At 68.7% G+C, this 12,547-nt stretch carries 11 protein-coding genes; 2 read left to right on the top strand and 9 right to left on the bottom strand.

Features of this window, described 5'->3' with window-relative positions; genetic code table 11:
• Nucleotides 1-2 precede the first annotated feature (2 nt).
• The 7 genes from sufC to ACY0MJ_RS06610 all read right to left on the bottom strand — a co-directional run bounded on the left by sufC (nucleotide 3) and on the right by ACY0MJ_RS06610 (nucleotide 8,095).
• Nucleotides 3-773 (bottom strand): Fe-S cluster assembly ATPase SufC, encoded by a 771-nt coding sequence (gene sufC, locus ACY0MJ_RS06640; RefSeq protein WP_462637556.1) that lies wholly within the window; start codon nucleotides 771-773, stop codon nucleotides 3-5.
• A gap of 36 nt (nucleotides 774-809) precedes the next feature.
• A complete protein-coding gene (gene sufB, locus ACY0MJ_RS06635; protein WP_462637555.1) occupies nucleotides 810-2,270 on the bottom strand; it encodes a Fe-S cluster assembly protein SufB in 1,461 nt (486 codons plus the stop codon).
• Nucleotides 2,271-2,443: 173 nt separating this feature from the next.
• Complete coding sequence (gene ntrC / locus ACY0MJ_RS06630) at nucleotides 2,444-3,931, bottom strand: nitrogen regulation protein NR(I) (RefSeq protein ID WP_462637554.1); 1,488 nt, start codon at nucleotides 3,929-3,931, stop codon at nucleotides 2,444-2,446.
• 27 nt (nucleotides 3,932-3,958) lie between these two features.
• The gene (gene glnL / locus ACY0MJ_RS06625; protein WP_462637553.1) at nucleotides 3,959-5,026 is read right to left on the bottom strand and encodes a nitrogen regulation protein NR(II); all 1,068 of its coding nucleotides are present in this window, start codon (nucleotides 5,024-5,026) and stop codon (nucleotides 3,959-3,961) included.
• A gap of 4 nt (nucleotides 5,027-5,030) precedes the next feature.
• Nucleotides 5,031-5,540, bottom strand: a complete 510-nt coding sequence (locus tag ACY0MJ_RS06620; protein ID WP_462637552.1) for a hypothetical protein — start codon at nucleotides 5,538-5,540, stop codon at nucleotides 5,031-5,033.
• Nucleotides 5,541-5,678: 138 nt separating this feature from the next.
• Nucleotides 5,679-7,097 carry a type I glutamate--ammonia ligase gene (gene glnA / locus ACY0MJ_RS06615; RefSeq protein WP_462637551.1) on the bottom strand — a complete coding sequence of 473 codons (1,419 nt, stop codon included), beginning with the start codon at nucleotides 7,095-7,097 and terminating at the stop codon, nucleotides 5,679-5,681.
• 191 nt (nucleotides 7,098-7,288) lie between these two features.
• Nucleotides 7,289-8,095, bottom strand: coding sequence for a competence/damage-inducible protein A (locus tag ACY0MJ_RS06610; protein ID WP_462637550.1), 807 nt, complete (start codon nucleotides 8,093-8,095; stop codon nucleotides 7,289-7,291).
• 144 nt (nucleotides 8,096-8,239) lie between these two features.
• Here ACY0MJ_RS06610 and ACY0MJ_RS06605 point away from each other — a divergent pair, with 144 nt between their 5' ends.
• A complete protein-coding gene (locus tag ACY0MJ_RS06605; RefSeq protein WP_462637549.1) occupies nucleotides 8,240-9,661 on the top strand; it encodes a mannose-1-phosphate guanylyltransferase/mannose-6-phosphate isomerase in 1,422 nt (473 codons plus the stop codon).
• Here ACY0MJ_RS06605 and ACY0MJ_RS06600 read toward each other — a convergent pair.
• On the bottom strand, nucleotides 9,646-10,488 hold the full coding sequence (locus ACY0MJ_RS06600) for an EI24 domain-containing protein (RefSeq protein ID WP_462637548.1): 843 nt from the start codon (nucleotides 10,486-10,488) through the stop codon (nucleotides 9,646-9,648). The two genes, ACY0MJ_RS06605 and ACY0MJ_RS06600, sit on opposite strands and share 16 nt — an antisense overlap.
• A gap of 59 nt (nucleotides 10,489-10,547) precedes the next feature.
• Between ACY0MJ_RS06600 and ACY0MJ_RS06595 the strand changes: the two genes are divergently transcribed.
• The gene (locus tag ACY0MJ_RS06595) at nucleotides 10,548-11,555 is read left to right on the top strand and encodes an NAD-dependent epimerase (RefSeq protein WP_462637547.1); all 1,008 of its coding nucleotides are present in this window, start codon (nucleotides 10,548-10,550) and stop codon (nucleotides 11,553-11,555) included.
• Nucleotides 11,556-11,561: 6 nt separating this feature from the next.
• Here the strand turns inward: ACY0MJ_RS06595 and ACY0MJ_RS06590 are convergent, their stop codons facing one another.
• A complete protein-coding gene (locus tag ACY0MJ_RS06590; protein WP_462637546.1) occupies nucleotides 11,562-12,545 on the bottom strand; it encodes a sterol desaturase family protein in 984 nt (327 codons plus the stop codon).
• Between the last annotated feature and the right edge of the window lie 2 nt (nucleotides 12,546-12,547).

The raw sequence follows: 12,547 nt of genomic DNA, 5'->3' as shown, positions 1-12,547 counted from the left end.
GCTCAGGCCTCCGCCGGTTCGCTGGCCCGCGCGTAGCCGGAGCGGCCGATCTCGCGCGCGAGCTCCAGGCCGCCGGTCTCGGCGATGCGTCCGCCGTCCAGGCGCAGCACCGTGTCGGGCTGCAGGGATTCGATCAGGTGCAGGTAGTGCGAGACCACGAGGAAGGAGGTGCCCTGCGCCCGCAGCGCCGCCACCAGTTCCAGGGTCGCGCGCACGCCATCGACGTCCATGCCGGAGTCGATCTCGTCCAGGATCGCGAGCTTCGGCTTCAGCAAGCACAGCTGCAGCAGCTCGTTGCGCTTGCGCTCGCCGCCGGAGAAGCCGTCGTTGACCGGGCGGTTCAGCATCGCGTCGGGCAGGCCCAGGCGCGAGGCCGCGGCGCGCGCTTCCCCGAGGAAGTCGAAGGCGTCCAGCGGATCCTCGCCGCGCGACTCGCGCACGGCGTTCACGGCGGTGCGGATGAACAGGTTGTTCTTGACGCCGGGAATGTCGGGCGGCGACTGGAAGGACAGGAACAGCCCGGCGCGGGCACGCTGCTCCACGTTCAGCGCCAGCAGGTCCTGGCCCGCGAAGCGGACGCTGCCGCCGGTGACCTGGTAGCGCGGATGACCCGCGAGCGCGAGGCCCAGCGTGCTCTTGCCGCTGCCGTTGGCGCCCATCAGCACGGCGACGGAGCCGGGCGCGACCTCCAGCGAGACGGATTGCAGCACTTCGCGGCCGGCGATCGCGACGCGCAGGTCCTGCACCTGCAGCAAGGCTTGGGATGTGTTCATGGTTCTTCGTGGACTGAAATTGGAATCTGACCCCAATTAGCCGACCGCTCCTTCGAGGGAGACGGCGAGCAGCGCGCGCGCCTCGAGCGCGAACTCCATGGGGAGTTCTTCGAGGACGGACTGGCAGAAGCCGCCGACGATGAGGGCGGTGGCTTCCTGGGCTTCGATGCCGCGCTGCTGGCAGAGGAACAGGCGCTCCTCGGAGATGCGGGTGGTGGTGGCTTCGTGTTCGACGACGGCGTCGTCGCGCGCGGCTTCCACGTAGGGGAAGGTGTGGGCGCCGCAGTGCGGGCCGATCAGCAGCGAGTCGCACTGCGTGTGGTTGCGCGCACCCTCGGCCATGGGACCCATGCGGACCAGGCCGCGGTAGCTGTTGTGCGCGTGGCCGGCGCTGATGCCCTTGCTGACGATCCGGCTGGTGGTGTTGCGGCCCAGGTGGATCATCTTGGTGCCCGTGTCCGCCTGCTGGAAGTGGTTGGACACGGCGATGGAATGGAACTCGCCATTGGACTCGTCGCCGCGCAGCACCACGCTCGGGTACTTCCAGGTGATGGCCGAGCCCGTCTCGATCTGCGTCCAGGCGATGCGCGAGCGCTTGCCGGCCGCGAGCCCCCGCTTGGTCACGAAGTTGTAGATGCCGCCGCGGCCGCGCTCGTCGCCGGGGTACCAGTTCTGCACCGTCGAATACTTGATGGAGGCGTCGTCGTGCGCGACCAGCTCCACGACGGCCGCGTGCAGCTGGTGCTCGTCGCGCTGCGGCGCCGTGCAGCCTTCCAGGTAGCTCACCGTGCTGCCCGGCTCGGCGATGATCAGCGTGCGCTCGAACTGCCCGGTGTTCTGGGCGTTGATGCGGAAATAGGAAGACAGCTCCATCGGGCAGCGCACGCCCTCGGGCACGTAGACGAAGGAGCCGTCGGAGAACACGGCGGAGTTGAGCGCCGCGTAGAAGTTGTCGCCGGGGGGCACCACGCTGCCCAGGTACTTCTCGATCAGCTCCGGGTGGTTCTCCACCGCGTGCGAGAAGGAGCAGAAGATCACGCCGACTTCGGCGAGCTGTTCCCGGAAGGTGGTGCCGACGGAGACGCTGTCGAACACCGCGTCCACCGCGACGCCGGCCAAGCGCGCGCGTTCGTGCAGCGGCACGTTGAGCTTCTCGTAGGTCTCCAGCAGCTTGGGATCGACCTCGTCCAGGCTCTTGGGGCCGTCCTTCAGCGACTTGGGCGCCGAGTAATAGGACTGCGCCTGGAAGTCGACCGGCTCCATGCGCAGGTGCGCCCAGTCGGGCTGCTCCATCTTCGTCCAGCGCTCGAAGGCAGCGAGCCGCCAGCGCAGCAGGAACTCGGGCTCGCGCTTGCGGCGCGAGATCTCGCGGATGACCTGCTCGTCGAGGCCGGGGGGCAGCGCATCCGATTCGATGTCGGTGACGAAGCCATGCTTGTAGGGCTGGCTCAACGCCTGCGCGAGGGGCGCTTGCTGGTCTGCGCGTGGGGATTGCATAAGATGCATTATGCGTGCATCTTTGTTGCGGTGGGGCTTGCCCCTTCGGGTGTTGGGGATGCCGTGGGGGGATGCCCCTCACCCCAGCCCTCTCCCCGGAGGGGAGAGGGAGCAATGCAGTTCTCCCTCTCCCGCTTGCGGGAGAGGGCCGGGGTGAGGGCCTGCGAGTGGCCCTACTCCAATCCGAGTTCCTGGATCTTCCGCGTGATCGTGTTGCGCCCGATGCCCAGCTTCTGCGCCGCCTCGATGCGGCGGCCGCGGGTGTTGTGCAGGGCGGTGAGGATCAACTTGGATTCGAACCGGCGCGTGAGCTGCTCCCACACGTCGGTGTGGCCGCTCTCGAGCAAGGCGAGGATCTCGGCTTCGAGCCCCTGCTCCCAGTTCGCGGTCTTCACGCCCTCCCCCCCTGGGGGAGGGTTGGGGTGGGGGCTCTCCAACGAAGGCACTGGCGCGGGCGTGCCCCTCACCCCAGCCCTCTCCCCAGGGGGGAGAGGGAGCAGGTCCGAGACTTCCGGGGGGAGGTCTTTCGCTTCCACCACTTGCGCCGGCGCCATCACCGTCAGCCAGTGGCAGATGTTCTCCAGCTGCCGCACGTTGCCGGGAAAGGGGAAGCTCACCAGCCGGTCCAGCGCCGCCTCGGAGATCCGCTTCGGCTCCACGCCCAGTTGCTGCGCGCTCTGCTGCAGGAAGTGGCGCGCCAGCATGGGGATGTCCTCGCGCCGTTCACGCAGCGCCGGCAGGCGCAGGCGGATCACGTTCAGGCGGTGGAACAGGTCTTCGCGGAAGTGCCCTTCCTTCACCCGCTGCTCCAGGTCCTGGTGCGTCGCGGCGATCACGCGCACGTTGGCCTTGATCGCGTTGTGGCCGCCGACGCGGTAGAAGTGGCCGTCCGACAGCACGCGCAGCAGGCGCGTCTGCAGGTCGAAGGGCATGTCGCCGATCTCGTCGAGGAACAGCGTGCCGCCCTCGGCCTGCTCGAAGCGGCCCCGGCGCATCGTCTGCGCGCCGGTGAAGGCGCCGCGCTCGTGGCCGAACAGCTCCGACTCCAGCAGGTCCTTGGGGATGGCCGCGGTGTTGATCGCCACGAAGGGCCCGCTTGCGCGCGGCGAGTGCTTGTGCAGGGCCCGCGCCACCAGCTCCTTGCCCGAGCCCGACTCGCCGGTGATCAGCACCGTGACGTTGCTCTGCGACAGCCGCCCGATCGCGCGGAACACGTCCTGCATCGCCGGTGCCTGCCCCAGCATCTCGGGCGCGGCGGCCATGCGCTCTTCCGCGACCTGCTGGCGCTGGCCCTCCTCCACGGCGCGGCGGATCAGCTCCGTCGCCTTCGCGAGGTCGAAGGGCTTGGGCAGGTATTCGAAGGCGCCGCCCTGGAAGGCCGACACGGCGCTGTCGAGGTCCGAGTAGGCCGTCATGATGATGACGGGCAGGTCGGGATGCTTCTCCTTCACCCGCGTCAGCAGGTCCAGCCCCGATCCGCCCGGCATGCGGATGTCGCTCACCAGCACCAGGGGCGCGTCGTCGTCGCCCGCCGCCTCCAGCGCCTGCAGCATGTCGCGCGCGTTGGTGAAGCTGCGCGTGGGCAGCTCCTCCCGCAGCAGCGCCTTCTCGAGCACGAAGCGGATGGATTGGTCATCGTCAACGATCCAGATCGGCTTCATGGTCCTCGTTTCTTCAGGTCTTCGGTCTCAGGGCAGCGGGATCAGGATCTTGAAATCCGTCCGGCCCGGCACGCTGTCGCATTCGATCAGGCCATGATGCTGCTGCACGAAGGTCTGCGCCAGCGTGAGCCCCAGCCCCGAACCGCCCTCCCGCCCCGACACCAGGGGAAAGAAGATGCGGTCCTTGATCGCCTCGGGCACACCGGGCCCGTTGTCGATCACATGCAATTCCAGTGCCAGTCGGTAGCGCTGCTTGCCGAAGGTGACCTGGCGGCCGGCGCGCGTGCGCAGCGTGAGCTGGGCGTCGCCGGCGGCGATGCGCTCCGAAAGCGCCTGGCAGGCGTTGTGCGCCACGTTCAGCACGGCCTGGATCAGCTGCTCGCGGTCGCCGCGGAACTCGGGCAGCGAGGTGTCGTAGTCGCGCACCACCTTCAGGCCCTTGGGGAATTCGGCGAGCACGAGCGAGCGCACGCGCTCGCACACCTCGTGGATGTTCACGTCGCCCACCACGTGCGGGCGCCGGTGCGGCGCCAGCAGCCGGTCCACCAGCGTCTGCAGGCGGTCGGCCTCGTGGATCACGACGCGGGTGTACTCCTTGAGCCCCGGCCCGATCTCCATCTCCAGCAGCTGCGCCGCCCCGCGGATGCCGCCCAGCGGATTCTTGATCTCGTGCGCCAGGTTGCGGATCAGCTCCTTGTTGGCCTGCGCCTGGTCGACCAGGCGCTCCTCGCGGTCCTGGCGCGCCTGCGCCTCCAGCGGCAGCAGCTCCAGCACGAACTCGTCGGGCGTGTCGGTCTGCGCCAGCACCACGTGCACCGGCATGGGCTCGGCCTGCAGGCGCAGCAGGTGGGCGTCGTAGCGCAGGGCCGCGTATTCGTTGCTCCGCGCGCCGGCCAGGGCGGTGCGCAGCACGTTGGGTTCGGCGAACAGGGGCAGCGCGCTGGCGCCGACGATGGTGCGGCGCGAGGCGCCCAGCGCGTCTTCCAGCGCCGAATTGGCGAACAGCACGGTGCCGTCGCCGCGCACCACGGCCACGAGCGTGGCCAGCAGGTCGAAGGCCTGGAAGCGGGGGTCGGGCGCGAAGGGCTGGGTCAAGCCCTTATTTTGGGGCCGTGACGGGCGGAACCGCCGAGCGGCTCAATTCGCGCCGCAGGCCGGCGATGTCCTGGGCGTTGCGTTCGATCGACGACTTGAGCTCGGCGACCCGGTCCAGGTACTTCTGGTAGTTCTTGTGCTCGGGGCCGATCTTTTCCGGCTCGCCGTTGTTGTATTCCTTCAGCAGGTCGGCCTGGCGCGCCTCGGCCTTCTTCAGCTCCGCCTCCAGGATGGCCCGCGCCTCGCTGTCGCGCGCCTTCTGCTCGCCCGCGTCCACCCGCTGCGAACCGGTCGGCGGCGCCGTCGCCACGCTCACGCTCTTGTTGGCGCCGTTCACCCGGGTGCCCTGCACGACGGTGACGTTGCCGCCTTCCACCAGCTTGCAGCCCTTGACCTGGGCTTCCTTCTCGTTGTTCGTGTACGAATTGCCACAACGCCAGATGGAAGTCTGGGCGGAAGCGCTCGCCACCAGGGCGAAGACAGCAAAGGGAATCAGCGCGTAACGGGTCTTCATGCGGCTCTCCAGGCATCGGGGATGCGCAGGGCGGCCTTTCAGTATGACCCAATCCCTGCAGATTGCCAATTAAGCCGTTGATTTAAAAAGAAAAGGGGCGACTTTTGTCGCCCCCTTGCCGCTCCCGGCCGGGTTTGGTTACAGGGAGTAGTACATGTCGAACTCGATCGGGTGCGTCGTCATGCGGAAGCGGGTCACTTCCTGCATCTTCAGCTCGATGTAGGCGTCGATCATGGCGTCGGAGAACACGCCACCCTTGGTGAGGAAGGCGCGGTCGTTGTCCAGGTACTCCAGGGCCTGGTCCAGGCTGTGGCACACGGTCGGGATCTTCGCGTCCTCTTCCGGCGGCAGGTGGTAGAGGTCCTTGGTGGCGGCCTCGCCCGGGTGGATCTTGTTCTCGATGCCGTCCAGGCCGGCCATCAGCATGGCGGCGAAGCCCAGGTAGGGGTTCATGGTCGGGTCGGGGAAGCGCACCTCGATGCGGCGGCCCTTGGGGTTGGCCACGTAGGGGATGCGGATCGACGCCGAGCGGTTGCGCGCCGAGTACGCCAGCTTGACCGGTGCCTCGAAGCCGGGCACCAGGCGCTTGTAGCTGTTGGTGCCGGGGTTGGTGATGGCGTTCAGCGCCCGGGCGTGCTTGATGATGCCGCCGATGTAGTACAGCGCGAACTCGGACAGGCCCGCGTAGCCCTCGCCGGCGAACAGGTTCTTGCCGTCCTTCCACACGGACTGGTGCACGTGCATGCCGGAACCGTTGTCGCCCACGATCGGCTTGGGCATGAAGGTGGCCGTCTTGCCGTAGGCGTTGGCCACGTTGTGGATGATGTACTTCTGCAGTTGCGACCAGTCGGCGCGCTGCACCAGCGTGCTGAACTTGGTGCCGATCTCGTTCTGGCCGGCGCCCGCCACCTCGTGGTGGAACACCTCCACCGGGATGCCCATCTGCTCCAGCAGCAGCGCCATCTCGGCGCGCATGTCCTGCGTGCTGTCGATCGGCGGGACGGGGAAGTAGCCGCCCTTGGTGGTGGGACGGTGGCCCTTGTTGCCGCCCTCGATCTTCTTGCCGGTGTTCCAGGGCGCCTCGTATTCGTCGATCTCGACGAAGCAGCCGCTGGGGCCGGCGCTCCAGCGCACGTCGTCGAAGATGAAGAACTCGGGCTCGGGGCCGAAGAAGGCCGTGTCGCCCAGGCCGGAGGCCTTGAGGTAGGCCTCGGCGCGCTTGGCGATCGAGCGCGGGTCGCGGTCGTAGGCCTTGCCGTCGCCCGGCTCCAGCACGTCGCAGGTGAGGATCAGCGTCGTTTCCTCGTAGAAGGGGTCGACGTTGGCCGTGGCCGGATCGGGCATCAGCAGCATGTCGGAGGCCTCGATGCCCTTCCAGCCGGCGATGGAGGAGCCGTCGAAGGCGTGGCCGCCGCTGAACTTGTCCTCGTCGAAATGGGAGACGGGCACGGTCACGTGCTGCTCCTGGCCGCGGGTGTCGGTGAAGCGGAAGTCGACGAACTTGACTTCGTTGTCCTTCACCATCTTCATGACGTCTGCGACGGTCTTGGCTGCCATCGGGTTCTCCTGGGGATGGTTGGTTGTTGGCGGATGTGCGGAACGGGAATGCAGGTTCTGTGCCAAAGCTGGTGCATGCCGGCCGGCGCGAAACCGGCGATTTTGCGCGTCCCGGCCGGGTTTGCCAGCCGCCGCGCAGCCGAAAACGCACCGTCGAGGTGCAAAAGGGCCGTGCACCGGCCTGGTGCAGCTCAGCTACGCACCAGTTCGGGGCCCAGCTTGACCTTCAGGCCGGCGAGGCCGTCCAGCAACAGGCGGTAGGCCGGCTCCACGGCGGCGGGCTCGCCCTTGACGCCCAGGTCGATGTGGCGGCCGTACGTGGGGTGGTCCACGCTGGGCAGGCTGAACACCTTCACGCCCGGGTGCTCGCGCTCGACCTGCTCCATCAGCGGCGTGAGCGTGGCCTCCATGGAACCGAAGACGATCACGGATTTCTCGAGATAGGCGCCGCGCTGGAACAGGTGGGCGTAGCGGCCGTCCAGGATCCACTCCATCATCGGCCAGGCCATCACCGGGAAGCCGGGGGTGAAGTGCACGTCGCCGACGCTGAAGCCCGGGATCTTGTTGTACGGGTTCGGGATGATGGTCGCGCCCTTCGGGAACACGCCCATGTTCAGGCGGTGGATGTTGTCCGGCCGGTCCGGCTCGTAGGGAACGCCCTGCTCCCGGGCCGTGTCCTGCATGCGCTCGCGGATCAGGGCTTCGGCCTGCGGGTGCAGTTCCAGCTCGCGGCCCAGGGCCCTGGCGGCGCACTGGCGGGTGTGGTCGTCGGGCGTGGCGCCGATGCCGCCGGTGCAGAAGACGATGTCGCCGGAAGCGAACACGCGCCGGAGCGTCTCGGTGATCCGCTCCGGCTTGTCGCCCACGTATTCGGCCCATCCGAGCTGCAGCCCGCGGGCGTTCAGCAGCTCGATCAGCTTGGGCAGGTGCTTGTCGGCGCGCTTGCCGGAGAGGATCTCGTCGCCGACGATGATCAGGCCGATGTCAGGGCGGTTCATGCGTGGAATCGTCATCCCCGCGGAGGCGGGGACCCAGGGCATTGTGGCATTCCCGCGCCGCGGGAATGCAAATTCACGGGGGCCCCGGGCCCCCGCCTGCGCGGGGGTGACGGGAAGGCGGCGGCAGAAGCTACCATTCCTTCCATGGCCTCCATCACCCCCGTCATCCTCTGCGGCGGCTCCGGCACGCGGCTCTGGCCCCTGAGCCGCAAGAGCTTTCCCAAGCAGTTCGTCCCGCTGGTGGGCGACAAGAGCCTGCTGCAACTGACGCTGGAGCGCGTCGCCGGCCTCGGGACGCGGGCCCTCTGCGTCGCGGCCGAAGACCACCGCTTCCTGGTGGCCGACAGCTTGCGGCTCGCCGGGCTGCAGGGCACGGTGATCCTGGAGCCGGCCGCGCGCAACACCGCCGCCGCCATGGCGCTGGCCGCCGTGCAGGCGAAGCCCGAGGACTTCCTGCTGTTCTGCCCCGCCGACCACCACATCCCCGATGCGGCCGCGTTCGCCCGCACCATGAAGGAAGGCCTGACCGCCGCGGCCAACGGAATGATCGTGACCTTCGGCGTCGTCCCCAGTTTCCCCAGCACCGCCTACGGCTACATCCGCCAGGGCGCCCTGCGCGCCGACGGCAGCCAGCAGGTGGCCCAGTTCATCGAGAAGCCCGATGCGGCGCGGGCGCAGCAGCTGCTGCTCCAGGGCGACGTGCTGTGGAACGCGGGCATCTTCCTCGCGCAGGCCCGCTTCTTCATCGAGGCGCTCGAGCAGCACGCGCCGGACATCCTGCAGTCCTGCCGCGCCGCGCTGGCCGACGCGAAGACCGAGGTGCCGGGCGCCGCGGCGGAAGGCGCCACCTTCCTGCGGCCCGGCCGCGCGGCCTTCGAGGCCTGCCGCGCCCAGAGCATCGACTACGCGGTGATGGAGCGGCATGCCGACGTGGCGGTGCTGCCCTTCCGCGGCCAGTGGAGCGACGTGGGCAGCTGGAACGCCGTCGCCGACCTGGCGCAGGGCGACGCCCAGGACAACCGCGTGCAGGGCCAGGGCTGGGTCCACAACGCCCGCAACACCTTCATCCACGCGCCGCACCGGCCGGTGGTGGCCCTGGGGACGCAGGACCTGCTGATCGTCGACACGCCCGACGCCGTGCTGGTGGCGCAGCGCGACTGCGCCGAGCAGGTGAAGGACGTGGTGGCGCGCCTGGAGCAGGGCCACGCCAGCCAGGCCGCCATCCACCGCAAGGTGGTGCGCCCCTGGGGCTGGTACGACAGCGTGGACGCCGGCGAGCGCTTCCAGGTCAAGCGCATCGGCGTGAAGCCGGGCGCGTCGCTGAGCCTGCAGAAGCACCACCACCGGGCCGAGCACTGGGTCGTGGTGCGCGGCACCGCCGAAGTCACGCGCGGCAGCGAGACCTTCCTCCTGAGCGAGAACCAGTCCACCTACATCCCGATCGGCGAGGTGCACCGGCTGCGCAACCCCGGCAAGATGGAACTGGAGATGATCGAGGTGCAGTCCGGCGCCTACCTGGGCGAGGACGACATCGTGCGGCTGGAAGACAGCTACGGCAGGAGCTGAACGCCCTGGGTCCCCGCCTGCGCGGGGATGACCGGGGCCGCGCGCAGGGCCGCCAGCGCCCCCAGGCAATAGTGCGCGAACCACAGCGACGAGAACGCGAACACCAGCGTGTAGATCCAGATCGCCACCGGGATCAGCACCGGGAAGGCCGCCGCGAAGAACCAGCCCGAGGCCCACACGATGCTGGGCGCCGCCCCCAGGTAGCCGGTGGCGATGCCGATGAGCAGCAGCCAGGTGCGGTGGCCGCGGAAGACCCGCCGGCGCTCATCGCCGCTCGCGTGTTCCGCGAGCGCGTCGAAGGCCATCACGCGGTAGGTGAGCCAGCCCCAGATCAGGGGCGGCAGCACCAGGATCAGCGGCGGGATCAGCCACAGGGGCAGCGACACGATCATCGCCAGGAGCGCCAGCAGCATGGAGCCGAGCGACCAGAACGCGCCGCGCACGAAGGAGGCGCCGTGCTTGCGCTCCAGCTCCGGGAAGCGCCGGCGGCCCACCAGGTTCACGATGGCCGGCGTCATGAGCAGCGCGACGAAGAACAGCACCAGGATCACCAGCACCGGCGTGACGGCGAAGATCACCAGCAGCGGTGCCAGCGCGTTCTTCAATCCGTCCATGCCCATCATGGCGAGCCAGTGCCCGAGCTGCTCCATCCAGGACGTGGATTCCAGCCAGGTGAACACGCCGTTGACGGCGCTGTCCCAGTAGAAATAGCCGAGGCCGCCGGCGATCAGCACCATCGCGACCAGCGGCAGCAGCGACAGCAGGATCACCCGCGGGTGCAGGCAGTAGGCGACGGCGCGCCAGAAGGAGTCCAGGAACAGGGACATGGCCCCCATCGTAGCGGCCCGCGGCGGTATGCTCGCGGGCTGGCCAGGCGAACGAGACCATGAAGATCCTCCTCACCGGCGCGGCCGGTTTCATCGGCATGCACACCGCCCTGCGGCTCCTGGAGCGCGGCGACGAAGTGGTGGGCGTGGACAACCTCAACGACTACTACGACGTGGGCCTGAAGGAGGCGCGCCTGGCACGCCTGCGGCCGTCTCCCCGCTTCCGCTTCCACCGCGTGAGCGTGGAGGATCGCGAGGCCATGGCCGGGCTGTTCGCGAGCGAGCGGCCGCAGCGCGTGATCCACCTGGCGGCGCAGGCCGGCGTGCGCTACTCGCTCACCAACCCCCACGCCTACATCGACGCGAACCTGCAGGGCTTCATGAACATCCTGGAGGGCTGCCGCCACAACGGCGTGGAGCACCTCACCTACGCCAGCAGCTCCAGCGTGTACGGGGGCAACACCCGCATGCCCTTCTCCGAACACCACGACGTCGACCACCCCGTGAGCCTGTACGCGGCGACGAAGAAGGCCAACGAGCTGATGGCGCACACCTACAGCCACCTCTTCCGGCTGCCGACCACGGGCCTGCGCTTCTTCACGGTGTACGGGCCCTGGGGCCGGCCCGACATGGCGCTGTTCCTGTTCACGCGGGCCATGCTGGAAGGCCGGCCCATCGACGTGTTCAACAACGGGCAGATGGTGCGCGACTTCACCTACATCGACGACATCGTGGAAGGCGTCGTGCGGGTCAACGACAAGCCGGCCACGGCCGCGGCGCACTTCGATTCAGACGCGCCCGATCCCGCGACCAGCAATGCGCCCTACCGCGTCTTCAACATCGGCAACAGCCAGCCGACGCCCCTGATGGACTACATCCACGCGCTGGAGAAGGCCTCGGGGATCACGGCGCAGAAGAACTTCCTGCCCATGCAGCCCGGCGACGTGCCGGCCACCAGCGCCGACACCACGGAGCTCGACAAGTGGGTCGGCTTCAAGCCGGATACGCCCGTGGACGTGGGGGTGGCGCGCTTCTTCGCGTGGTATCGCGAGCACTACAAGGCCTGAGCGCCCTCAGGCCCGCCCCAGCAGGCGCAGCACGCCCAGCCACTGCTGCGCCCAGAAGCCGCGGCCATAGTCGCGCCCGCCTTCCACCTGGTCGCGCACGCCGGTGGGTTCGTAGCGCAGCTCGAAGTTGGCGGTGCCGAACAGCATGTCCCACCAGGGCAGCAGCACGCCGAAGTTGTGGCCGCCCAGGGCCGGGCTGCGGCCGTCGCGCAGCGGTGCGCCGGCCCCGCGGCGCTCGTGCCCGATGCCCACGCTGTGGTGCAGGCGGTGGTAGCGCGGGCTGATCCACAGGCGCTCGCCGATGCGGCCGAAGTGCAGGCGCACGTTGGCGTGCTGCAGGCTCTCGCTCAGCTGGGCGATGGCGACGATGGCGACGAACTGCCCCGGCCCGACGCCGATCAACTGGCCGAGCACCACCAGGATGCTGTCGCGGATCACGTCGTCGAGCAGGTGGTTGCGGTTGTCGCTCCACATCGTCAGCTGCCGCTGCGAGTGGTGCAGCGAGTGCAGGCTCCACCACCAGTTCCACCCGTGCTGGCCGCGGTGGATCCAGTAGTCCACGAAGTCGAAGACCACCAGGTACAGCAGGAAGCTGGCGAAGGGATGGTCCGTGACGCCGGCCACGAACTGGTCGATGTGCACGGTGCCGAAGCCGGCCACGCGCAGAATGCCGAACAGCGTGTCGAACAGGGGTTCGACGCTGAAGAACAGCACCACGCGGAACAGGCCCAGCCGGTGGACCAGGGTGTAGATCACGTCGGTGCGCACGCTGGCGGCGTCCACCATGGGCTCCACGGGCCGCCAGCGCTGCAGCGGGCCGATGATGGCCAGCATGACGGCGATCTGCATCAGCCCGACCAGCAGCCAGCCGGTGGCCGTGTAGCCGTCCTCCAGGTACTGGGCCATGCCAAAGGAAAACATCACCGGCTGGATGGCCAGTTCGAACAGCCCCTGCTGGGCCCAAGCGAACAAGTCCTGGATGGCTTGCATGT

The organism is Ramlibacter sp. bp-362, from assembly GCF_054956735.1.
The sequence above is the reverse complement of the archived record's forward strand: the minus strand, read 5'-3'. Positions and strand labels throughout refer to the sequence as shown.